This window comes from Pseudomonas sp. NPDC089569, from assembly GCF_050280625.1.
In the GTDB taxonomy this organism is placed as follows: Bacteria; Pseudomonadota; Gammaproteobacteria; order Pseudomonadales; family Pseudomonadaceae; genus Aquipseudomonas.
The window spans coordinates 1-24,330 of sequence record NZ_JBNNVQ010000045.1 but is presented as its reverse complement, the minus strand read 5'-3'; the positions used below and the strand labels follow the sequence as shown (position 1 = coordinate 24,330).

The following is a 24,330-nucleotide window of genomic DNA, read 5'->3' as shown; positions in this document are numbered from 1 at the left end:
TAGCATCGCGGCCATCGGCATAGCGTCGCCGCCCCGGGCTAATTCATTTCAAGCGCTCGGTTACTTCACTGGTGCCGTCGCCCTTGAAAATCATGCGGTAGACCTCGCCATTTTTTTTGGTCAGAACTGATGGCCCGACCATCGCCCCTTCTGCGTAAGTTCCTTCGATCGTCCAGTCCTTGCTTGTGAATGTTCCTTTGCCGTTGAGCGACCAGATCCCTTTGACGTAATTCCATGGTGCGGACTGGGTCGTTACTCCATGGCCGGCGGAGATGGTTGCACGGTAGTGGTCGTTGCCCAGGGCGTCGACACTCAAGCTGGTGTTGGTCTCGCTGTCGTACTGGGCAATTATTCGATTCAGGGTTGAGGCCTGGTTTTCGCCCTTGACCTGATAGATAGTGCACAGGTAGTCGGCCCCGTTTTTTTTGGTGGCGCACGCGAATTGAATCGTATCGACGTGAAGGCGGTCATCAGGGTAGGCGAATCCATTTGGCCCGAAACCCATATCCTCGATTTTGTCGGGAGCATGCAGCAGCACCCACTTGTAGAGTTGCTCGTTAGATTGCTCGATGGCCCATGCGTGGGCGTTGCCGTGCAAGACTGTCTTCAAGTACTCCAGGAACTCGACGTCGCGGTCGGGGGTGAAGGTGAATGTGGGCTTTGCCGCCCTGCTGCCTGGCGAGTTGTACAGCGCAATTAGAAAGGCTTTGGCAGCCAGGAGAAAAGGCCCTTCGGCGGACTTAAGCTTCCTCGGTAGAATCCTTGGAAGCTTTCCTCCGATGGTTCCGCAGTAGAGGCTCGTTCCTACGGCTACTGCTTCTTGGGCCAGGCCATAATACGACTCCATAGGTGACTTGATTGATGAGTCCAAGTGGGCCTGGAATACCCGTGTTCCGTAGTCGATCTGATGTGATGCGGACTCGTTGACGCGGCCATTTCCTCTTACCATCACGCAGACGCTGCCTCCTGATACCACCATGGCAGATGGGGCGCTGCCGACCAGAAAGTGCGCAAAATCCTTATCAGAAGGCACTGGGAAGTAAAACGAATCGCCCTCAGACTCAATCTTCGGGTGCGTATGGATCGTTCCAAGGACCCTTCCTTTGCAGATCGCCATGACGGTACCTGACTCGACGCTTTGCTTTGCCCCTTGGATAAGCGATGACATTTCGAATCGCAGGTCTTGCGAGAGCGTTAGACAGGCTGCGTATTCTCGGTGATCGCGATCGGTTAAGAGCGCGGCTGTACGAAACCCCTCCACCAAATTATCCGGTAGAACGAGGTATTCAGGTACGGGCTTGTTGCTACCCAGCGACTCCGCTGAGCGGACGATGTAGGCCTCAGTATCGCTAACCGTTGTTGCAGCATTCGACACCGTCAGAGACGTCGACAGCATCACGGCAATCACCACCGGCGGTGTCCATTGGAGACGCAGCATTCGATGCTACTCATTAGAGGCGTCGTTGCGGAACTGCTGCTGGAAGTTTAACCGCGATTTTGAATCGCGCGAACGGCCGGGCTGGCGACATTGAAAGGATGTGAGGGGCAAGCAAATGACAGGTACGCGGTGGGATTGTGGTTAGCGTGAAATGGACATTTTTCCGAGAAATTATGTCCATATTTGGTAATAGATGCCAGGTGACGGTTGTGTGATTCAGAAATTTAACCCATCAAAACCATGCCATCTTTCATTGAGTTGTGTCGCGACTTCGTAGAGCTTCACCAACATGGCAAAGGGGCTTATACAGATCATTGTTTGAGCCGGCGAGCCGCCCGCTTCACCACTTCCGCGCTCTTTACCACGCTAGGCGACAGGTCCCAATCAAGCTGCAGATGCCGGTTCAAACAGTGGGTCGGCCCCGGCGTACAGCTCCTCTGGAGCGTTTGGCCAAACCTCCCGAATAGTTTCAAAGTCAGCATCTATCCAACGATCGAGGAAATTTGCCGTTTCACAGCCGAGAGTGAGGGCGAAGTTGATGGCAGCGAGGGCTGGATCAGGCGCGGTGTCTACCGCATCTGCGGCTTGGATAAGAGCAGCAGCATGGCCCTCACGGTATGCCTCGTTTTGAGAGTTATAAACTGCATTCGCCCGTGATGGGTCGCATTCAAGCGAGAGGATCTGTTCGGAAAGATCTTCCATGAGTGGTCACCTTGGTTGTTTGCTGGACTGATAGGTTGTATCGACGTCGGCACGTCGCCGGCGAAAGGAACGCAGGATTCGCCACCAGATGCTGCCCTGTTGGCGTGATTGCTCGAAATGTGGATTGGTCACCTTGAAATAGGCAGGCACAAAGGTCTGCGGGCCATTAGCTTTATTCAGCAGTGCTATACCTCGGTCGTTGATCCAGTACCTCTTAACTGGCTCCCCGGGGCGCAGCGGACTGAATCCCACCTGATGCTGACAATCCACTAAACCCCTTTTGAGCAGCGACTCCGCGGCACCTCGTGCTTCCTTGGTTCGAAACCAGGAGTAACTCCGCCGCCAAAGAACTGGTTCCACTGAGAGCCAGCTTGTCTTAGCCAGCGATCGAAGCATGATGAATTCATACTTGGACAATTTGGTGTGCGGGAGTTTTTTCATGCTGAAACTCAGCTATGTCGATGAGGTGATCCTAATTCACCGCCAATAGCACAGCGACCCAAAACAGGGCTCGGAAATTCAGCATGGGAAATGAACGACTACCGCAGGATTATTGTGTTGGATGGTTGAGAGGAACTCAGCACCCATTGCAGGTGCTGAGAAGCTCGTAGCATGCGAGAAAGACAGGTAGCTCCTTCAGATCATGCATTCTTTTGATTTGTGAGGGTAGAGAGCGTTGTACCCGGCCTTGATGGCGTTTATGACTGCAAGCTCGTCATTAGGGGGGGTGATTTTCAATTGGCAAGCCTTTACCTTTTGCGCTTGCTCGGCGGTCAACGAATTGAAGAAACTATGCTCCGGTGCAATTGACTCAGGGTAAGGGTCAGGGAGGCCCGCGAATAGGATGGCCAGCTGGTGGTCCGGCAATCTGTTGATCTCGTCCAGGATATATTTATTACGTTCTTCAAATTTGTTTTCACGTTGAAGGATGTTGGTGATCAGCATGGCGCTGAATCCGGCTGCTCCGACGCGAGAAATGCTCTCTATCTTGGCAACAGCAATGTCACTACTGATTGCTCCCTCCCCGAAATCATTGCGCGCATGGAGACCTTCACTCATGGCCAAAGCATTCGTTGCGATCCCATCCCGAATCATCCGGTCGATCAAGGCAAGTTGGCCAAGGGCGAGGAAAAACATCAAAAAGATGTTGAAGTAGGTCCAGACCTGCATTTTGGTCGTCACCTTTTGCTTCACATCGATGGTCGTAGCAAGAGTCATGTTGTTGCTCTGGTTGGGGGTGAATCAAAATTTTCCAGTGAGAGGGTGTGACCTGCCACCCAAACCACCGGCCAGAATTTCCGCCTCGCCCCCTTTGCCCACCCCGCCTCTACCGTAAAATATCGAGCCCAATTTTGGAGTGTGGCGGAAATGGAACGGATTGATCTGCTGTTACGCCAGGCTGGCGACCAGGTTCGTCAAGATAAGGCGCACCTGGCAGCCAGCGGTGAAGCCTTCAACATCTTCAGCATCACCAAAATCGAACGTGCGGAGGTAAACACCCACTCGGCGATGATTGCTGAGTTGTTGAATCCACGTGGGAGCCATGGCCAAGGGTCAACGTTCCTTGCCCTCTTCCTGTCAGTGATGAAGTTTGAGCACGATTGTTCGCTGTCCAACGCCAATGTCCGAAAGGAACAATCCTTCCCCGGCGCCCGTGGCCGCGTCGATATAGTAATTCACCTCAAAGAACATCTGATCCTGATCGAGAACAAAATCGATGCCCAAGATGGGAACGAACAGCTAAAGCAATACGCCGATATTGGCCAGGCCTCGGGTAAAACCTGGCATCTGTGGTATCTGTCGAAACGAGGTGTGGACGCTGATGAACGAAGCCATCGAGGGGTCGAGTATCAGCGGTTGTCATACAGCGCGCACATTCTGGAATGGCTAGAGCTGTGCGTCTCCAACTCATCGTCGATGCCGGCACTTCAGCAGGCGATTCTTCAGTACAAACGTTTAGTGAACAAAATCACAGGGACAACCATGACTCACATCTCCCGGGCGGCCATGGTCGACCTCCTCAACACCGGTGAAAACCTCAAAGCAGCTGATGCGATCGTGGCCGCGCTCCCTTTTGCCAAAGGCGCCGAACTGTACCGCTTCTTTGGCGATGTCGAGCGTGCGCTTCTGCGTTCCTTTCGCCGCGCCGCCGCGCCGACCAACTTCCCTGGTTATGATTTTGACGAATCCACCTGCAGCAAGTGGTTTATGCCCAAGGAGGACAGGGTCGAACACGTCGGTCTGTTTCTCGATATTGGAATCGACGGTGTGCTCTTCAGGATTGAAGTTGCGACGGATGCCCTGCATTACGGTGTGATATCCGTGCGGGATGGAAAAATGGGAAGTATCGACGGCATCAGAGAGAGTGTGCGAGATCTGCCTGGGAACCTCCTGTCGCGGCAGTGGCGGTCCTTTAAGTGGCTGTCGTGCATGTTCTTGGATAACGTGGCGACTAACATGGAGTGGTTGCTGAAACCGGAAGAGGTGGTGGCGGAAATCCTTCACACGATTGAGCAGATCAAGTTACGAAATTTAGCTAATGTCGACGCCTGAGGACGGGGTACCTCAGCCTTGCGTCAGCGTTGCTAACCCTAGGCATGATTGAGTAATTTCACGGGTTCACCTACCCATTTCTGCTCACTAAGCCATAGCCAGGCCATGCAGTGTGCTGGCAAGATTCACCCCCTTCACGCTGGCCCATCAGGTTCGGCTGATAGTAACCACTCTTGTAGAGCTGAACTCAATATGCATGGACTCAAAGTCAAAACTTGGCAGGAATGGGAAGAGCTGTGTTGCCACTTCATGCAACGTATTGCGCAAGATTACAGCCGCGTCCCACACCGGTTCACACCCTATGGGGACAAAGGTCAGCGCCAGCATGGTATCGATGTAATCCAAGCCCAACTTCGAATCCCCTTGGTCGGGCAATGCAAGCATATGCAAAACCTCACTTGGCGCGAGGTGCTCAAAGAACTCGAAAAAACAGATTCTGCGCCGTTCCCGATAGCACATTATTATGTTTTCACGACATCGGATCGAAAGGCCACGATTCAGGACCTCAGCCAGGGTGAGGGCTATCATCACAAACGTCCAGACGGCACCACCTTCAAGGTTCACGTAATATTTTGGGATGACGTCAAGTCCCTGGATTTTGTTCCGGAGGAAGTGCGACGGCGTATTTTTCCTGGTGCATTTCAGATTTCCAGGGGGCCTGAGCAGACCGTAGATATTCGCCCTTCACTTGAGGTGATGAAGTCCTATATTCCCACTCGAATCACCGCTCAGGACTTGAAGTGGCTCGATTCTTGGGACTTCGGCTCTGGGATAGTCCACGAGAAGGACTTCGCTCCTTTTGATTCGCTGTGGAGAGAATACCGAGACGTTTTGACCGGCATTGAACACAACAACAACGCGTGGATGTTTCAGGACAACCTTCGCAAAATCGGTGATTGTATGCCGGCAGCGGATAATTTTTTCAGAGCACTCCATGAGTTCCGTCAGGCCATTCACGGTTTTAGCGCTGGTCTCACGCTTCCTGATGAATCCAACGGTTTGTCCATTACAGATATTGCCGGTTGGCCAAAAATTGCGCGCCAATGGAAAGCCGAAGCTGAATGCGTGGCCGCGGTGTATCGCCGTGACATTCTGGGCCTAGCTGCCGAATGACCTCTCTGGGCCTAGTGAAGAACGGACCTGAAAACTAAAACAACCGGGAAGACATTGCTTGTAAAGGTATGGTTTGGCGGGTTGATGCCGTTACATTGGTTTGAATCATCCAATGTTAAGGAAGCGGTATGAAGTTCGAGAACATTCCAACAACCAAGGCTACGAGGACTGAGAGCTACAGATGGGCAAGGCGCTTAGGAATGGCGGCCTTGGCCGTGTCCATTTTCTACACGCTTCAGATCGTGACCTTCCTGACGGTGGGGAAAGAGAATTGGAACTCGCTTTGGATTGTGGGTTCGCATGGGATCACGGGCGTGGCATTGCTGCTGCTGGCGCTGGTTCAGTTTCGAAATGAGGGGGGTATAACTGCGCTGATTGGGCACAACATAGGACGGGCGTTATGCATTGGTGTGCCGTTCATTGTGGTTGCTTACAGCGTGACGACGTTCCTAGACGTGGCACTCGGGTTTGGACGAGAACCGTTCATGGAAAAGCTGTTGTTCAAATTTTCGATACCCCAGATCATTTTGTTCTACTCAATGCTGGTTGTTTTGCCACCACTCAGTGAGGAGCTTTTGTATCGCCACTTCCTCATTCGACTCTTTCCGCTCACCAAGCGATCCTGGCAGTGGGTCGCCGTCGTAACAACGGCTTCGTTATTCACACTGACCCACGGACAGTACAAGAACTGGACGTCGTTTCTGCTGCTGGGTTGTATGGGAGTACTTTTCGGTGCTGCTCGTATCGCTACCGGCGGATTGGCTGCGCCGTTTTTGCTACATAGTTTTGGTGAGGTTGCCGGCATGACCTCCGATTGGGTCCTAGCAAACTTTGATTGAAAAATGCTGCAGTGCGCTCAGTCAGTTCCGGTTCGGACTAACAAAACGCCGGTAGGAAGATTACGAGTCTCAGATGGTCAGGTCAGGGAGCCCGGCGATGCCTCCTCGGCTTTGCAGGAAAACTGGCCTTGGTTTCGGCTCGCGAGCCGCCCATCCACTGTGTACCTTTCGAATCCACCCCGATGGCGTGGCCTTTGGGCATAGAAACGGTAGCCATTAAACGGCGCGACCCTTTTAAGGAGGTACTAATGACGGATAACCAGGCGAAGGCCCAATCTGAGCAGCGACTCGCGTTACCGGCAAGCGATCAGCTCGCCATCTTGGTGACATTTCAGGCCGGCGCAAAATATGGCCTAACACTCGTGGAAATTACCAAGCGGTACCTCGAGCAGTCCCGAAATGAAGAGGTCAAACTGGCCTGGCACGCGTGTATGAATGAGCTGCAGCTGGGCTCGAACTTCGCAGGCGCACTGGAGGCAACCTGCTTCTTCTCCAGCGACGTTCAACGCATCATGAACATCCTGCTGGACCTGCAGCCCGCAACTGAGGCCGCCATTGAGTACTTGAGCGCGGTCACCCTTCGCAAGCTTCATTAACGCTCGATGCCATGGCTGGTGTCTGGCGGCGATGCCCGCATCGCCGATCCAGGCCCCCCGGCCATCCTCCACCGGCTACATGGCCACGCTGATCGCTCCCTGACCGGGCCAGCGATCGCTAAGGAACTCCACGTTGTTACGGGCACCCTGCTCCACCATCTCCCCCGCCGCTGGCCAGCACCAGGTGCTTTACGCGCTGCCAATTACAAACAATAAAGCGTGCCACAAGTGCCCACCGGCCGCGGTCTCCATCACCCCGACAGCAAACCCCGCTAGCCAGCCGCGTGACCTGGCGAAAAGCGCCACTGCCCGCCCCGCCAATCGCCCAGAAATGAAGCAACCTATCACATCATAACTAGACGAACTCCCTTCCTCCATGACGCGTCCCTTCCACACCATCCCCGCAAACCTTACCGACGCAGAGCCATTCCTGAAAATCTCCAGCGTTCCGTCTACCCTCCCCACTCCATCCATTCAAAACCTACTTTTGTACATCATCGCAATCTCTAACGAAACCGCAGCACTGCCCCGCCCGAACGCTTTTGCACACCCTGATTACCCTTTTAAGGGCGAGCCCCGCCGGGGACCAGGCACGCCGCGCGGTGAGAAAAAAATGGGGAAAAGCTGGAAAGAAAAAGGAAAAGGAATGGAAAATCAAGAGCTTGTAATCAGAATGGGGGTTCCCACAGGTCCCCTTTCGAGGGAATTTCGGTGTTTGGGGATGGCAAAGTATGTGGGGGTGAGGGTCTTAGACCCCTAGCTATGATGTGATAGATTGCTGGTTTAATACTGTCGTTTTTGACAATTTGTCATCAAAGATTGTTGGCTGGCATACGGTTCAATAACTGGTGATTAATGCCCGTTACATTGAGTATCAATGGCAATTATTGTGAATTTTACTATCATCCCATGACCACTCATTGGTGGTCAGATCGATGGTTAACCCTATCAATAATGGTTTATAGGTCCGAGCTCATGCTCCTGGCCAACTCTGCGGCCGAGCGTCTCTGGCGCTTGCACGCTGACGTTGGCAGGCATTACCCGGGCCGGGCCCAGATGTGCTGCAATATCAAGCGATCAAACGCGTCGGAACCAGGAGTGATTGGGTTATGGGACAAAAAGCAGATCCGCGTAGTTCGAACATGGGTAGCTATGAGCTCTTTGCCTGGCGTGACGCAATGTCAATGGCTTCTTGGCTTCAAGAGGAGTTCGACCTGGTGGCCGTTCGCAAGGCCTATGAAGCCATGTCAGACGATCAGAAATTCAAATTCGAGGACAGCAATGCCGAGATCATCCAGGAAATGATCGGCAAAACTGAAGGACAACGCCCAGCATACCTTCGCAAGGTCGCCAAGAATGTGGGCACCATTACCCAAGGCATCCTGATAGTTTTCGCGATCATTGGGCAAGTACGCGTTAAAGAAATGATCGACCTGCGAGACCGGTTTCGCTATTCCCTATCACCTGGCGGGCCCAATCGTGCTACCTGTGCCGGGATCTATGCATTCCATCAACAGACCCTAAGCATGACGCTGTTCAATTGGCCTGACGAAGTATTCGATGCTTTTGGCAGCGATGGCGGGTGGCCAGACGACGATGACATTGACGAGGAATGACGCAACACGGGCGTTTTCCATCCTTCAGACGGTATCTCTGCGAGTACCGCCTACACTTGCGTAGACAGCCCACCGGATTACACCATGTTCACTCAGCACCTCACCGTTGTGCAGAGCCGGCATTTGTTTATCGGCAAAGACTGCATCGCGTACCGCTGCGACCAGGGGCTGCCCACTTCTGACCTTGTACGGTTCGACCTAAGACCTATCATCGTTGTCACTCTAAGTGTCGAGAACTTTGCAATTTATTGGCAACGACTCTTCTTCGCCGATGAGCCTATTCCGCTGTCATCGTTTCTGTACCTAGCGTGGATCGAATTCCATAACCTCGGCGGGCTTCCTGAACGTTTATTGGTACAACCAGAATTGCTTGAACAGGTGCGCCACGCCCTACGCCAACTCGATCCCGGGAAAGTGGTCAAGCAGCTTGAGCCAGGTCGCGGTTGGAGTTTTGGCTCGACCAAAAAACAATCGCAGGGGTTGCCGAAGCATTGCATTGAGCCTGACGTCGAAGTCTCTATTCCCAGCTCACCCCTGAATTCCCAACACGCGACATTGGCCCGTATGAATGAACGGCTGGAAACTTATCATCGAAAGTGGCAATACAGGCCAAAGCCAGGCAGGTCCGATCAAGCGGATCAGTTCGACGAACATTTGCATCGAGAGTTGCATTTCCCACAGTGGCCACGCGAGTTGCTTGAAGTCCTCACTGAAGAATGGATGCAGCACGTATCTGCAAGCGCCCCAGTGCTGCGGCCAGCTGAGAATCTGGAAACCGCAAGTGACTTTGGGTGGTGTAAAGTCGTAAATAATTATTGGTGGCTGACGAAGAAGCCGCCACTCAAACAAGTCCTTCGCACGATCGGGGACTCGCCCAGCCCTGATCCGTCCCTACTTTATTGGGTGGATGATCTGCTGTGGTTCAAGTCTACTGTCAGAGCACTCCCCTATCAGTTTGATACTCTGTTTGGGTCTATCATTGAGCCCCCCGAGTTTGAGGACTTCCTGAGCGGGCGCAACCCTGTTAACGGCATCGTTGCTAACCGTCTTTACCAAGTAGTCAGTAGAGAGAATAGGCCAGGACTGGTGTTGTTCCCTGACAGTGCGCAAGCATTCGAGGACGCGGTAAAAATTCTTGGCGAGGGCGGCGATGAGCGATGCTGCGCTGAGTTAGTCGGGAGCTACAAGGTGTTCCCTTACCGTATCTTCGCTCTGGATGACGATTATAGGCTGAACATTCTGGCCGTACCTCGAGACTCTTATGTCAACGACCCATCATTGCGTACGTTCTTACATCAGACACTGGGCGAGATTGATGTGGGCGCACCAGGCTTCGCGGCGATCAATTATTGGCTGGAGCATCTGATAAGTGGGCGGCCTAAGGAGCACAGCCTGATAATGCTCGAAATGGTTCAGTCAATGCTTGAGACCATCCCTCTCTGGGTCGAGGCCGGTCGGCCCGCAGACAACCAATAATTCTCTAGATCGCCGCATTTGAAGCAATGAAAAGAGACGGGCTGCAGTTGGCCTGGCCATTTTGAAATCTGGTGATCAAGGGCACAGTTCGGTAAGACGGGACTAGACCGTGCTCACCCATGTTGCCCGATGCCAACCTAGCAACTGGCGATTTCTTGCTTTCATTTCTACACTCTTTTTTGGCGCTGGCACGCGCCTGGAACCCGCCTCGCTCAAGCTGTCTACAGCAGTGCTTTCAAGATCACATCTATGTCCGGCATCTCTCCGGCCCAGATTAGTTGCGCTAGCGGGTTTCGCAGCTGCTGGGCACGGAGCCAAAAAATGAAATCCACAGCACCATCGTTGGTATGGATAAAACGTCGAGCGAAATCGATCAAGGCGACCGCTGGCGTCCCACACCATCAAGCCCTGGAAGCCGCCGCTCGAGAATCGGGTTACCAGAATTTTCGGCATGCCCAATCGGAACAAGCAGGCACTCTCCCCTCCCACCATAACGTCTACTTGAGCGTCTACTGGTGTGACCATAAGGACAGAACCCAATCTGGACGGCTCACCCTGTGCGTTCAAATCCGAAGACCCATCTTGAGTTTTCTGACTAAGCATCAGGTGACAAACCAAATTCCATATCTGACAGAGTTCAAGCTTGAGTATCTGGATCATTTAGAGAAGAGTTTGGATGCCTGCAGTTTACATTCAGCCTACATAACCGCGCGCCAGGCAGCTAAAGCCTTGAATTTTGTTGAGCGCACCGGCCTGCTCGGCGCAAGCGCTAATTCTTATGGAAGTCGATCACCATTCCGGACTTTACAAGACCTTCCACGCAAGGATCACGGATCAGGTTGGTGTACTCCCAATGACCCTGCTGATTGGTGTTACCTGGATGAGCCCTATCACGAATACGACGACCGTCCGGACTGGGCAAGTTCTCGGGGGTTCGGTTATACAGCTGAAGGAGGCTTGGGTCAGGGCATTTACTTAGGTGGTGGTCCAATCGGGGCGCACGCCTGCATTTTCGCGGCAACCCATGAAAAGGCGCTTGAGTTGATGGGCGTGCTCAATGCGGTAACAGAGGAGCAAGACTCGTGGATTGTCACGCATGCAACCCATGACACTGATTTTTTAAGCCCGGCAAGAATAGCCAATGGACAGAACCGTAAACCGCGGACTAAACCAGCCGCCGCCGGGACTATTCGCGGAGGTGCAATTGCCTACGGTGGGCTACCTGGAGAAAAGTCATTATGGCGTCCTGCTGAACCTCTGCCCCTGCCCATACATAACGAAATTGGGCCCCTTACCTACGCGTTATTTGACTGGACCGACGGCCACCCTCGACTGAGAGCTGCCATGAGAGATGTTCGCAACACTCTTCAATATTGGCTCAACGCTGAGCATTGCGACATGAAGTGGTTCGACGGAACAGAGGGAGTTTCTGGTAAATACCGGTTGTTCGAGTACGCATATAGGGGGCTCACCAATGCCGGCAAGCTAGCTGCATCTGCAATAGCTGCGGAAGTTCTGGTCTCGACAGATGCTGGCCGACTGCATGCATTACAGCAGATAAAGGACATATTGGTCGGCGGTTATCCGGATTGCACACCATTGCGGGGGGTGCTGAAACGCATTGATTTCTTGATTGAGCGAATCAAACGTACCAACCCATAAGCCGACTCACATTCGATGAAAAATGACGGTGGGTCAGCGAGCCTGCATTGAAATGTGAGAGCCCCCGGGGTTCGCCCCGGTTTGCGGGGTAAGTCACCTAGCGCATACCAGCGATTTTAGGCACCATCAGCTCACCGCAATCGTGGCCGGCCCTCTGCACGAAACGCCGTGTGTCGGATTTTGTACCCGGCCGCATGATCGGGGGTAGGCTCTACTTATGGTGACGCCACACGCCAGCCGCCCGCACGGCAAAGAATTTCAGTGGCAGAACGTTGTACTTCACGCTTTTAACAACCCATCCACTCTTGGATGGAGGTCGCGGGCACTCCATTCAACTGTGAGTTGGGTGATTGTCATGAGGGAATATGTTGATACATCGGGGCTTTACCATGTTGAAGCCTTCGTTTCATCTCTAAGCACGCGTCTTTATTTTCAACCCGAGAGCATTGCTGAGCTCGTTCTCGATCGAATGAAGTTTGCAGCCAAGCACCTTTCGAAGACGGCCTGTATCAGTCACAGCCGAGCGCTGGAAGTTATTGCGATCGGCTTGGGTTTCAAAAACTATTTTGCCTTCCGAAAGCATTTGAGTGAGGTCACGTCAACCGGTGCCGCCTCTGACGCCTGGCGAACGAAAATGGACAAAGCATTCCTGTTGTTGGGGTGCGATCAAGCTGATGTCCGGCTTCCAAAAGAACACCTCCGGGGATTGACGGCGATCGCAAATTGCATCTCCGCGCTCACCGGCACGCCCGTAGCTGTTCTGCTGGATCAGATATGCTCGCGACTATGCTCAGCAGGTTCGTGGTTAGAGGTTGTCAATCGATCCCCGCTAAAAGCCAGCCAGCCACTGTTTTGGTTTTCTAAACAATGGGGGCATTTCGAGCGGAGTCCTGCTTGCTCCCAGATGCAGGATGATCTCGACGATTTACTTGGTCACGGTTATGGCCCCCGGGCTAGCGACCAGGAAATTCATCGATGGCTTGTGACAACTCTTAAATATCAACCAACTTTCGTCGATGCTGCTCTTCAATTGGGTTGGTACTACTGGAAAGCTGGTGATCCACATAGATCGTTGGAAACTGCAGCATTTCCCGTGGCGTACATGAGCAGCTTGATACCTGATGAATACAATGGAGCGGTGTCATATGGCAGTGTGGAAAACCGTCCATATCTACGCTTGCTTTACATGATGATGGTGGCCAAAGAATCTCTCGGAGATTATTGCGGCGCTTTAGATTTGGCCGAAAGTCTCCTTGATTCCAATCCTCGTGACAATCTAGGAGTTCGCGACGTCATTCCCGGGCTACTTAAACGCTTGGGCCGGCCCGATATTGCGAAAGAATGGACCAAGAAAATTCGAAAAGAATTTTTGTTCCATCCAGTACTGCACGACCGCCTTCTCACAGATCTTGTTCACGAGCCAGTCTAGCGCCCAGGGTGGTTACCATTATAAGCGGAAACCACCCTAACCCAAGAACATTGAGCACGTCTGTGCTTCAAATACCTTACGGATTAGTGTGTTGCGCGTTCCAATTCAATTGCTCATCGGCGTCTAAACTTTGACTTCAACTCGTGGTCCATTCGCGCACGCAGCGACTGCAACGAAGCATCACGGGTAACCGCCCCGACTCGGGCTACGTCTGAGTGCGCATCTAGGAGGTTTGATGAACATGAGCGATGCAATTCGCCGGCGTCTAGAGGCGAATATCAAAGACAGTGGCTGGCACGTACTGGAGGGTGCGCCTGACCCCAGCGCCGTGAGATTTTGGCTCTACTCAATCAATCTTGTTCGGGGGCCACGATTAGGTACGCAGGCAACCACGGAATATTACCGCGACCTTCAAAACGAAACAGGTATCTTTAGGGACCTCAAGGACTCACCCTATAAACCAAACGAGTTGTTCGGTAATACCATACTGGGATTTGACAGTGCACCTAACACGGCTGCCCGCAAGGCACTGTACAACGCGGTGTGTTTCACTCTGGGGGCATTTGCACGCAGCACACAAACATGAGCACAGATGCCTTTGTTGTCGGAGGTTCCCGGCATTCACTTTGCAGTTGTGGATTGGATCGAACCTAACGGCAACCTCATCATGCGGCCATTCATGATGTACTCGGAGAAAACACCCGCTGTTGAAGTTTTCATTGCGGGCATGGCCGGTCAGTTGATGTTGCACCTAAAACGGTTCCCTGAAGGGCTTCCGAAGGAGTGGTCTGGGCTTGATCTGTAAACATGAACGGGCCGTACCTGTGTAGTTCATATTCGCGAACTTCAGATATGTCTACCATACTGGCACTTTCCTACCAGGAGTGCGAAAAATGGGCTCGGTCCTGTTCAGCGTTTCTGACAGTAAAGACTCACCACCGTTCATCATCCGATTGGATGATCCCGCAGTGATCGAGCAAGCAAGAGCCATCTTGCGTGGAGAAGAGACCGCCAAGGTGCGCGTTCAGGGTACGGTGATAACTCGACAAGCACCCTACAATCCCGCTTGGTCCTTTCATCTCGATCCCGGTTCCATCAGTTTTTTTGAATTGGCCGCCGAGGTGTGTGACGCCTCAACACAGCATGTCCAGGAAAATCTAGACAGAGTCGGGCATGACTTTCTCCCAGAAGGCCGCTGGTGCCCCTGGAGCTCTCGCCTTGTTTCAGAGCTGCCGGCCGGCAGTGCCTGCGGATTTCAGCGACCGAACAAAGAGCAGACCTCCCGAGTCGCACGCGAGCTCTTCGCGGCATTCGGTCTGAACATGTCGCCCGCGGGCTGGGTTGCTGGCATTGACAGCGCACTGAACAGTGAGGCGGATCTCCTGACGGGGGCACTACAGGCCAGGACAGCAACCATGTCTGAGCGCTGGGCAGATGTCTACGTCCAAGACATCCGCGGTGCATTGGCGTCAATGGAGAGCGATCTTCGTTACTTCGACGACCTAAACTACCGGCTAGCGAATCAATCCATCGACATTTACGCGCAGGACGAGGCGCTTAGAATCCACAATGAAGAGATCGCTGCCGGCTGGTACACGGTAGCCGCCGAGATTGCACAATTCGAGCAAACGGCAGCGGCCACGCAGAAGACTGGCAGTGACGTAGTGAAAGGGATATACGACGGACTGTTTGCTAACCCCGATGTCGTCAAAGCGTTTAGAGATCCACAGCAAGTCGCAAATCTACGGGCGACCACCGCCGCAGTGATGACCTACTCGCCGTATTCAAAGTTACATGACGATTTTAAAACCGCGGGTTTCCTCAAGTGGAGCAACGCACTGAACGGCAATACCGTACCCACGCCTTTGCCAGTTGGACACGTCGGGCCCGACCCAATGGAAACACCTGCCCTTGTCTTTACCATGACCCAGCAAAGTGCGCTCTGCGAGATCGCATGGGCAGCCGTGAACTCGCGATCTGGCCAGGCTGGGGCCACAGCGAATGCAGACGCATGCAGCAATCTTGCTTCTGCGAAATCTCGTGAACTGCAATGGGCACAAGCTGATAGTAATTTCCGTCAAGAACGCAGCGCCGTTCAACTTCAGGTCCGCGAACTACGCCGGCAAGCTGTCGAACAGCCAGGTGCCCCCCTTAACATCACCGAGAAGTGCCGCACACTCCGTCGTCGATTTGTCGACCAGCTTGCCGAGGCAGTGGCTAGGGCCATGGTTGTCGATACGGCCATGGCCAGCGTATTCGGGCTGCCATGGAACGAGGCGCCGCCTCTCCCAGAAACGTGGAACGATTCTGCCGGCAGCTATTTGGCAGCCTTACAGCGATGGTTCGTTCGCCTCGACGTCCAATTGGCCCGGGGTCAGCAACAGGAGGTCGCCCAGGTAGTAGCGGTATCGATTAAACAGGCGGCGCCCACTGCATTCGCGAAAGCTGTGAAAGACTTAAAAACGAACACGGCAAAGACACTTTCTGTCCGTTTCCCGATTGCTGAGACCCTTTTCGGAGGTCTTCGCGGAGCTAGGATTAGAGGAGCCTTCGTCTCCACGATAGAAAAAACACCAGACGCATCGGACAGTTGGCAGGGGGTCCTCAGCGCCCCTGTAACTGCAGTCAGTATTGATGCCTCCGGACGCCGTCAGCAGATAGCGCAGAGGCTCCCACCTGCCGACGCTGGTCGCATCCAGGCACGTTCAATTCTCAAAACACCTGACTTGGTTGGCGCAGCTGCATTGCGTAACGCTTCACCGATTGGCGACATGACACAGGCAGCTGCTGATTCTCAGTGGTTGATCGAAATTGGAGGGAAGTCTTTGCTTGGAAGGAGTGCGGCTGATCTTACTGACATCGTCGTCGAGATTGTTGTCGGCGGACTGAACAGGTGACGCGATGACTAAGGTCAAGCTGATGGATGAGGATGGCGACTACGGTGACGATGACGGGGGTTGGGACGACGACTCAGGCGACGACAGTACTCCCGGGGACAGTTATCCAGGTAATGACGTCCCGGGGGATTCGCTGCCGGGCGATGCAAATGGTGGAAGAGAGAATGATTGGAGCGGTAACGAAGATTTTGATGGTAACGGTGAGGTGTTTACTGATGCTAGTGGAGACGTTGTCGGGACTACTCGCCTGTCGCTCTCCGACTTAACGTCGGAACGTGACAACGATCGACCTGGTGGTGGATCTTGGATGGACCGAGATGCATCAACATTCGGTGAAACCAGCGGAACTTCAGGCGCATCCGAATTCGGGCCTTCGATCGGGCCTGCTGATCCCAATAGACCCCCGGCCCCTGCAATATCGCCACCCACTCGATTCACTGGTGGCCTATCGGAAGGAGGCGGAATAGGCGGAGCATTTGGCTTGGGTGCAGTGGTTATAGCCCAGGCTGGCCCAAACTTCGGGAAACACGACACGGATTTTACAGGCAGCGTTTTCTTCGGATTTACGGGGTTTGGCTTCTACATTTCACCGCCCTCACCAAGTTTGAACTTTAACTGGGCGCAAACGCCAACACCCCTAGGCTCGAACGCCGCCGAGGCCAGCGCCTGTTACTGCGCTCGCAGTGCTGTCTTGGTAACGCCAATTGCGACCCTACAACTGTCATACGCCTGCGGCGCAGAACCTGGTGGAAAGATAGTTGCGGCGTCGTTGTCGTTTGGCTTGTCATTGGGGTTGGGGGGCTTCGGCGGGTTGTCGTGCTCGCATTCGATTCGTTCACAGGGGCAGCCGTCTTCAGGTTGGTGAGTGACACCTAAGGCAGAGAACGGCCCTTGAACTATTTACAACAAAAAACAGGACCGCGTTTTGACTTTGCTTATTGGGAGGAGCCGATATTCTGAGCCAACATAAGACCAGCTATCGAAAATGCTCCTCCACGTCACACCAAAGCTCCACCAGCCTTTTGAAAGGTTTCACGACGCGGCGCTCGTTGATGTTCGGATTCCCGCCTTGGGACTTCACCTGCGTGAAGGACGGGACGTTATCGCGCGTACCCCCGACCCCAACAAGGAACACCTGGTCGCCAGCCGAAAGTACGGACGCAAGTCGATCCCGGGTTTCTTCATCCATTCGCCGAGTGATACTAGAGAGTTCACAGTCACCACGCGCCGGGCGGTAGGCGCGGAGTTTGTGCTGACCCATACGGTTGAATATTCCATCCTGGATGCTGACTGTGACGCTGCCAGCGACAACATGATGCTTTGGGGCAACCTGCACCCGAGCCATGGTAGTTGGAGTTCCCGCTGGCCACGTGTGGCAAAGGATTGGGCGCCCAGCCCCCATGCGCCTCAGATGGATACATACCCTGGGTCAATGAGGAAGTCCGAAACCGATGGTGAGGTCCGTGACGTCCTTAACGCCTGCGGCTTTATCGTCTCTCGCCATGAGCGATTCAGGCTGCCGAGCCTAGAGCGCGACCGCGTTGTCATGCGCAACAACCTGACCGATCGCATGCCGGTGATCGAGAGTGCTTTCGTGTCGCCGCTCTGCTAGGCATCAATACAGAGCGCTACGCCGGCATCGGAATTCTTTGGCTGCCCTAATTAGTGACATCCACCGCACCCCTCCGTCGTCGGAAGCTATTGTTTTCGGGGACTTGCCATACAATGGTGCCACTCAAGGCAGGCCAGATTGCAGCTGAACGCAGCCTGATTTAGCTTGTTACCACTGAAAGGGAGTTCAGCGATTTTTCGTCGCGGGCCCCTCTACCGTTTTAGGGAGCCAAAATTGAACGACAACCAAGTATTTTTCGAGGAGGTCTCGGATTTCGCCACCAATCCGGAACCTCGCGTTCCATGCCTTCTTCTGCTGGATGTCTCCGTGTCTATGCGCGGCCGACCGCTCCAGGAACTGAATGAAGGCCTGCAGGCATTTCGTGATGAGTTGGCATCCGACTCACTGGCGATGCAACGTGTTGAGGTCGGCATCGTCACCTTCGGCCCGGTGCACACCGTAACCCCCTTCACCACCGTCGGCGCGTTCTATCCTCCCGTCCTCGTTGAACAGGGTGACACACCGATCGGAGAGGCCATCCGAGTCGGACTTGAAATGATTGAGCAAAGGAAGGCTGAATACCGCGCAGCAGGGCTACCATCGTTTCGCCCTTGGTGTTTCATGATTACTGACGGCGGCCCAACTGATGAATGGAAATCCGCGGCAGCAGCAATACGCGAAGCTGAGGCGAACAAGAAGGTTGCATTTTTTGCGGTGGGCGTCCAAGGCGCTCGAATGGATATTCTCAGTCAGATCAGTGTGCGCCAACCATTGGCTCTCGATGGTTTAAAATTCCGTGAATTGTTCCAATGGTTGTCGGCATCGATGAAAAGCGTCTCGCAGTCGACTCCCGGTACCGAGGTACCGCTGATCGCACCGAGCGGATGGGCCAGCGTGTGACTTGGGAAACTGCCAGCGCAATTGCCATTGGTACTTCACATATCGAGCGCGGTGGCGTCTGCCAAGACCGGTGCTCCGCGAAAGTGCTGCATCAAGGTGCGCGCTCTTGGTTGGCCATGTTCGTCGCCGACGGCGCCGGCAGCGCTTCACTCAGTGAAATCGGCGCACAGATGGCCATCGATATCGCCAACGATTTCGCTCTGCAGCTAATGTCCGAACCTGAAATTGGCTTGAATGATTCATTGGCAGTGGAGATTGTTCGAGAGATCCGGTCAGCCATCTACGCCACCGCCGAGGAGGAAGGACGTACGGCGCGCGACTATGCGTGCACTTTCCTTGGACTCCTGTCCTCGGATCTGGGAACACTCGTTTTCCAAATCGGCGACGGCGCTGTGGTATTGGACGTTGGGAATGATCTGGAGCTGGCCATCCCCCCTCAGTGCGGCGAATACGCAAACCAGACCTTTTTCATCACGGATGTTAGCGCCCTCGACAGCCTGGTGACCAGGCTCTATGCAGCCCCGGCAATTCAGGTAGCAGCCTTCTCCGATGGTATTCAACGCCTCGCCCTGGACATAGCCTCAAACACGCCGCACAAACCATTCTTTGCACCGTTCTTCAACGTTCTCGCCACTGTCAGCGCTGAAACTCGGGATCAAATCCCCGGTGCCCTCGCCGCTTTCCTTAGTAGCGACAAAGTGAACAACAGAACCGATGACGACAAGTCGATGGCGTTAGCCGTATTGAGGGCCTGACATGTCGAAGTCGTTGTTCAGCTCTACGGGGCAGTTGGTTGCGATCGGGAAAGAACTCGGCAGAGGTGGCGAAGGCACCGTGTTCGCAATTACCGGTGTGGATGACCTAGTGGCCAAGGTTTACCACAAGTCCTTGGAGCAATCGAAACAGGTCAAGCTGAAGTTCATGACGGGCTCTCGTGACGAAAAGCTCTTGAACTACACCGCGTGGCCACAGGACACACTCCATGCCAGACATGGCGGTCCGGTTGTTGGGTTTACTATGGCGAAGGTCGCCGACATGACGCCCATCCAGATGCTGTATAGCCCGGCCCACCGCAAGGCCGAGTATCCGAACAGGGGGTGGGACTTTCTGTTATGCGCGGCCCGCAACGCAGCCGCTGCTTTTGCCGTGTTACACGACCGTGGCCACGTTCTCGGCGATGTGAATCAGGGCAACGCCTACGTCAGCAATAAAGCCACCGTAACCCTCATCGACACAGACAGTTATCAGATCCGAGATCAGACGAAGTTGCATCTGTGCGAGGTGGGCGTCAGCCATTTCACCCCGCCGGAGCTGCAGGGCGGTTCATTCAAAGATCCGCGCTCCACTAACCATGACAACTTCGGCCTGGCGCTACTGATCTTCCATTTACTGTTCGGTGGCCGGCATCCTTTTGCCGGTGTTCCGCAACGCGATGGCATCGGCGAAACACTTGAGGACAACATCAAGAACCTTCGTTTCGCCTATTCGCATACCGCCGCGAAACGGATGCTGACCGCACCACCCAACTCGTTGCCCTTAACGATTGTTCCTCCCCGTGTTGCCCAGATGTTCGAGGCAGCGTTCACCGAGGAAGGAAGCAGTGGCCGACGGCCGACGGCCAAGCAATGGCTAGATGAGTTGGACAAGACAAGAGCGGAACTGAAGGTTTGTGCGCAGTCGAAGATGCATGTGTTTTCGGCACATCTTCATGGCTGCCCCTGGTGCAGCCTTGAGAGTCAAGGTGTCGTTTATTTCGCCTCGGCCACGCTTTACACCACGGCAAATGCTACTGAAGGCCCCTTGAGGGTTGCCGAAATCTGGGCTGCAATCTGCAAGGTCCCGGCTCCGACGGACTTCAAGATCCCAGATCCATCATTGCTTCGCCCGAAACCAACACCTCTCCCCGCCGGCGTCATTGGTGATGCTTCACGAAAGTTTGCTTCTCTCGCTGTCGTTGCCGCAGCCATCGCTGCCTACTCAATGCTTCGAGGCCCGGGGGTGATTTACTCCATAGCGGCGATCGTTGCCTTGGTTATTGTCTGGCGTTTCGGGGGCGATGAACGTATGCAGGAGGCACGTAGTCGCTCTGTTGCTCGCCAGACGGCGCATAAGCAATACGTCCAAGCTCTTGAAGCGATACGACGTGAAGCCGGCCCTGATGCATTCAATGCGCGAAGGGAGCACCTCAATCGACTCAAGCTCGAATTCGATGACTTAGCCAACCGAGAGAAGAAGGACCTGCAGGCAATGCATGCGCATGCAGAGAAGCGCCAGCGTGTGAGGTACTTGGAACAGTTCTTCATCGATAAGGCCAACCTCCCGGGCATCGGCCCTGCTAATCGCGCGACGCTAGCAAGCTTCGGGATTGAAACCGCAGCCGAGGTCGAGTGGAACCGAATTCGCCGCCTTAAAGGGTTCGGTGATGTAAAGACGAGGACATTGGTGGACTGGTGCAAGAGCCTTGAGCGGAGCTTTAAATTCAACGCTGCACAGTCGGTCACGCAGGCCGATATTAACCAGGTGAAACAGAAAATCCACGCTCGCGCTCAAGCTATACAACAGGAGTTGCGCGCAGGGCTGGTGGAAATCCAACAGTTTACGGCGAAGCAGGAGCAAGCCATTCGTCGCCACACTCCAAACCTGCAACTGGCCGCCAACCGACTGGCACAAGCCAACGCAGACTTGGAAGCCCTGCATTAGGATTTAAACGCCACTGGCCTACGGTGGGCATCCAACCATGGCGCCCACCACGCTCCCATCAGTGAGCTATCAGCGTTTGAATCTTCGCTATCTGGTAATCCGGTGTGACCTCCATGATCAGCACCTCGTTGGGTGCATTGCGAAGAATGGCGATCACCACGATCTTGCCTCCATTCTCTCCAACTAGCGCTGGTGCCTTCGTACCCCGGACGGGAATCAACCCAGTTGACCAGTTATCCTCAGTGAACGTGACGTAAGCGTCTGGATTTATGCCATATGCTTTGAAGGTCGCATGGTCCGCTTTTCCTTGGTCTTTCAGCCGCAGACGCAGCAATTGCATGGTGTCCGTGTACGCTTGGAGCAGATCCTGCCTACCCCTAAGCCGTTCAATTTCGGGCTGCAACTTATCTGGTGGTGTGGTGAGCCATGTCTTGAGGAATTTCTGAACAAATGCATCCGTCGTAGGGGTCGAGGCAAGTGACGCGCCCATCAGGAAGTCTTTAACTTTCTGATCGATCTCAATAGGCGGCAACCAACCGGGCTCCTGCTGCTCGTATTCAGGGACAGGCGTTTCAACTGCATTGGCTGATGGTGGGCCTGGCCGTAAATCCATACGCGGAGCCCCCTCAAAACTGCGCCCACCGTCCTCAAGGCTCGTGTTTCTCGCGATTGCATCAGCTTGGGGGACGTGTTCATCCACAAACCACTTTGCTTTCTGAACCTTGGTTTCTGCTGCGCAAAATTTCTCGATCGATGCCGTTAAATCATCGAGCTTTTTAGGGGTACTGGTGAGGGTCATCGTTTCTCTAAATTGGAGCATGAGGTTGTAGGTTTTCGATGCGGCCCTAACGCATTTGGCTTTGTCCGTGTAGGTCTGGTCGGCATAGTGTGAAAACATCCCGCCCTTATCCTCACCGCTCGTATCGACTGGGTGCGTCCAAAGCCACTTTGTTTTGCAGGGGGGCCACAAAGTGTCGCTTTGTCCTGCATGTGAATAAGCGTCCTGCCTGCCATGGAGCGCCTGCCCGAAGGAGCTTTGGATTTTGGGGTTGTCATGCCCGTGCGTGAAAATGATGCTCCTGGTTTGCGCTTCAGCATAAACCGCGTCTTCAGTGACCTTGCGTGCCGGCGGCTCTGCCGGAGGCGCCTTCGCTGAACGGAAATGCATGGCCCTGGTCGTCTCACTGGCTTTTGTATTTTGCCAAATGCACAATTCCCAGATCATTGCGTGCTTCGCATCGAGCATTCCAGTATCCGTGAGCTCATCCTGTCGTGCGATTTCTTGGCTTTGCTGAAGGTTAAATCCGGCCTGGCGGGCCAGCCACCAAGTCAAGCCGAAGTGGAGGTCCGACTCGTAAGCGCCGGCGGAAAGACTTACGATGGCCAATGCAAGGCCAAAAGCGATCGATTTCAGCATCTTCATGTGTGCCTACTCGTGAGTAGTCATTGATCTATTCGCCGCCCCCGGTGGCTCCCGTGTGGAGTGTAGCCCTCCCCCTCGCTTCTTGTTTTTCCCTTTCAGCAATCGAAATGGGGCGCAAGGCGTAAATTAAGCTTCACCTTCAGTACTGCCTAGATATCTAGACCCTATGCACGTAATGTGGTCGCTTCGTCTAGTTTTCTGGACGTTATCTAAAAACTGGCTATGATCAGTTTAAAGGCATGGCGATAACGCCTAGGAATTGAGACATAAAGCCTTAATTGACCTATCAATGACTAGATTCTTATACGCTGGGCTTGAATGTAAGCTAAGTAGCCGCAATTATAGATAGCGTCTAGGTTTGAATACACAAACCCATAGATCAACACCTTTTGCCTAGGGAAATAGACACTATGCGACTCCCAGCCATGACTGACGAGGCCATAGCCAGCGCCATCGGTGCGCGGCTCCAAGAGTTGCGCCTCAAAAAAAACTTGAGCCAGGAGCAGGTGGCTGAGGAAGCCGGGATCAGCCGCCAAACCCTGATCAATCTCATGCATGGAAAAGGCACCCTGGTGAATCTGGTTGCCGTTCTTCGCGCCATTGGTGAGTTGGAGCGGGTGGCCTCGCTTATCCAGAACGTCCTACCGAGCCCGCTCCAGGTAATCAAGATGGCGGGAACAAAACGCGTGCGGGCTACCGGTGTCCGCAGTGTAGGGATGGCCGCTAAAGGTTCGACCGGAAGTAAGGTAGTTTCGCCGCCCCGGGTGGGCGTCCATAAGAAGGGGGTTGATTGGTGATTACTGCAAAGGTGTATCTGTTCGACCATTTTGTTGGGGGCCTGCTCTGGGACATGGAGAACCAACTGGGCCTGTTCGAATATGCCCCTGATTTCGTCAAGACTGGCATCGAGATTTCCCCAATCCACATGCCACTTTCAGCAAATCAGACCTATTCCTTTCCAAGTCTTAATCGAGATACGTACAAAGGCCTCCCGGCAATTCTGGCGGACTCCTTGCCCGACGATTTCGGTAACGCACTGATCGACGCCTGGCTGGCAAAAGAGGGTCGAGACAAGTCAACTTTCACCCCAGTCGAACGAGTTTTGTATCAGGGCTCCAGAGGTATGGGTGGCCTGGAATATCGACCTGCTCTTGATGGTGCAGCCAAGGCCAGTGAGAGTATCCAGATCGAGGCGCTGGTAGAGCTCGCCAGTGAAGTACTCTCACAACGAGAAAGCCTGGCCGACCGACTCGCAAAACATGATCCCGACGTGGATGATTCAGCCCTGCAGCGGTTGATTCAGGTAGGCACCAGCGCCGGCGGTGCTCGGGCAAAAGCTGTCATCGCGATGAACAAGGCCGGTGAGATCCGCTC

Annotated in this window: 22 protein-coding genes; 17 read left to right on the top strand and 5 right to left on the bottom strand. The window is 54.0% G+C overall.

All coding sequences use genetic code 11. From position 1 onward, the window contains the following. Positions 1-43: 43 nt before the first annotated feature. The 4 genes from ACQKP2_RS18250 to ACQKP2_RS18235 all read right to left on the bottom strand — a co-directional run bounded on the left by ACQKP2_RS18250 (position 44) and on the right by ACQKP2_RS18235 (position 3,358). Positions 44-1,438: a hypothetical protein gene (locus ACQKP2_RS18250; protein WP_427578397.1), complete on the bottom strand. Its 1,395-nt coding sequence runs from the start codon at positions 1,436-1,438 to the stop codon at positions 44-46. A 384-nt stretch (positions 1,439-1,822) separates the two neighbouring features. After that, entirely contained in the window at positions 1,823-2,140 is a 318-nt protein-coding gene (locus ACQKP2_RS18245; RefSeq protein WP_427578396.1) for a hypothetical protein, read from the bottom strand. Between the two features lie 6 nt (positions 2,141-2,146). Beyond that, positions 2,147-2,581: a hypothetical protein gene (locus ACQKP2_RS18240; RefSeq protein WP_427578394.1), complete on the bottom strand. Its 435-nt coding sequence runs from the start codon at positions 2,579-2,581 to the stop codon at positions 2,147-2,149. Between the two features lie 195 nt (positions 2,582-2,776). Then, positions 2,777-3,358, bottom strand: a complete 582-nt coding sequence (locus ACQKP2_RS18235; RefSeq protein WP_427578393.1) for a hypothetical protein — start codon at positions 3,356-3,358, stop codon at positions 2,777-2,779. A 150-nt stretch (positions 3,359-3,508) separates the two neighbouring features. Here ACQKP2_RS18235 and ACQKP2_RS18230 point away from each other — a divergent pair, with 150 nt between their 5' ends. From ACQKP2_RS18230 to ACQKP2_RS18160, 15 genes are all read left to right on the top strand, one after another. After that, positions 3,509-4,693, top strand: a complete 1,185-nt coding sequence (locus ACQKP2_RS18230) for a PD-(D/E)XK nuclease family protein (protein WP_427578391.1) — start codon at positions 3,509-3,511, stop codon at positions 4,691-4,693. Between the two features lie 192 nt (positions 4,694-4,885). Beyond that, positions 4,886-5,806, top strand: coding sequence for a hypothetical protein (locus ACQKP2_RS18225; protein ID WP_427578389.1), 921 nt, complete (start codon positions 4,886-4,888; stop codon positions 5,804-5,806). A gap of 128 nt (positions 5,807-5,934) precedes the next feature. Next, positions 5,935-6,645: a CPBP family intramembrane glutamic endopeptidase gene (locus ACQKP2_RS18220; protein ID WP_427578387.1), complete on the top strand. Its 711-nt coding sequence runs from the start codon at positions 5,935-5,937 to the stop codon at positions 6,643-6,645. Positions 6,646-6,893: 248 nt separating this feature from the next. Then, complete coding sequence (locus ACQKP2_RS18215; RefSeq protein ID WP_427578385.1) at positions 6,894-7,241, top strand: hypothetical protein; 348 nt, start codon at positions 6,894-6,896, stop codon at positions 7,239-7,241. A gap of 1,109 nt (positions 7,242-8,350) precedes the next feature. Beyond that, positions 8,351-8,857: a hypothetical protein gene (locus ACQKP2_RS18210; RefSeq protein WP_427578384.1), complete on the top strand. Its 507-nt coding sequence runs from the start codon at positions 8,351-8,353 to the stop codon at positions 8,855-8,857. An 84-nt stretch (positions 8,858-8,941) separates the two neighbouring features. Then, a complete protein-coding gene (locus ACQKP2_RS18205) occupies positions 8,942-10,333 on the top strand; it encodes a hypothetical protein (protein WP_427578382.1) in 1,392 nt (463 codons plus the stop codon). 321 nt (positions 10,334-10,654) lie between these two features. Further along, entirely contained in the window at positions 10,655-11,995 is a 1,341-nt protein-coding gene (locus ACQKP2_RS18200; RefSeq protein WP_427578381.1) for a DUF5623 domain-containing protein, read from the top strand. Positions 11,996-12,212: 217 nt separating this feature from the next. Then, complete coding sequence (locus tag ACQKP2_RS18195) at positions 12,213-13,424, top strand: hypothetical protein (RefSeq protein WP_427578379.1); 1,212 nt, start codon at positions 12,213-12,215, stop codon at positions 13,422-13,424. Between the two features lie 235 nt (positions 13,425-13,659). Next, the gene (locus ACQKP2_RS18190; protein WP_427578377.1) at positions 13,660-14,010 is read left to right on the top strand and encodes a hypothetical protein; all 351 of its coding nucleotides are present in this window, start codon (positions 13,660-13,662) and stop codon (positions 14,008-14,010) included. 6 nt (positions 14,011-14,016) lie between these two features. Next, positions 14,017-14,229, top strand: coding sequence for a hypothetical protein (locus tag ACQKP2_RS18185; RefSeq protein WP_427578375.1), 213 nt, complete (start codon positions 14,017-14,019; stop codon positions 14,227-14,229). 88 nt (positions 14,230-14,317) lie between these two features. After that, entirely contained in the window at positions 14,318-16,321 is a 2,004-nt protein-coding gene (locus ACQKP2_RS18180) for a hypothetical protein (protein WP_427578373.1), read from the top strand. Positions 16,322-17,306: 985 nt separating this feature from the next. After that, a complete protein-coding gene (locus tag ACQKP2_RS18175; RefSeq protein WP_427578371.1) occupies positions 17,307-17,933 on the top strand; it encodes a DUF6012 family protein in 627 nt (208 codons plus the stop codon). A gap of 234 nt (positions 17,934-18,167) precedes the next feature. Continuing rightward, complete coding sequence (locus ACQKP2_RS18170; RefSeq protein WP_427578369.1) at positions 18,168-18,833, top strand: vWA domain-containing protein; 666 nt, start codon at positions 18,168-18,170, stop codon at positions 18,831-18,833. Then, positions 18,830-19,588 carry a PP2C family serine/threonine-protein phosphatase gene (locus ACQKP2_RS18165; protein WP_427578368.1) on the top strand — a complete coding sequence of 253 codons (759 nt, stop codon included), beginning with the start codon at positions 18,830-18,832 and terminating at the stop codon, positions 19,586-19,588. Before ACQKP2_RS18170 ends, ACQKP2_RS18165 begins: the two co-directional genes overlap by 4 nt. A gap of 1 nt (position 19,589) precedes the next feature. Beyond that, a complete protein-coding gene (locus ACQKP2_RS18160) occupies positions 19,590-21,533 on the top strand; it encodes a helix-hairpin-helix domain-containing protein (RefSeq protein WP_427578367.1) in 1,944 nt (647 codons plus the stop codon). A gap of 58 nt (positions 21,534-21,591) precedes the next feature. Here ACQKP2_RS18160 and ACQKP2_RS18155 read toward each other — a convergent pair whose 3' ends face one another. Further along, positions 21,592-22,956: a hypothetical protein gene (locus ACQKP2_RS18155; RefSeq protein WP_427578365.1), complete on the bottom strand. Its 1,365-nt coding sequence runs from the start codon at positions 22,954-22,956 to the stop codon at positions 21,592-21,594. Between the two features lie 425 nt (positions 22,957-23,381). Between ACQKP2_RS18155 and ACQKP2_RS18150 the strand changes: the two genes are divergently transcribed. Then, a complete protein-coding gene (locus ACQKP2_RS18150) occupies positions 23,382-23,753 on the top strand; it encodes a helix-turn-helix domain-containing protein (protein WP_427578364.1) in 372 nt (123 codons plus the stop codon). Beyond that, positions 23,750-24,330 (top strand): HipA N-terminal domain-containing protein (locus tag ACQKP2_RS18145; protein WP_427578362.1); only part of this gene is annotated, 581 nt, incomplete at its 3' end. The genes ACQKP2_RS18150 and ACQKP2_RS18145, both read left to right, overlap by 4 nt.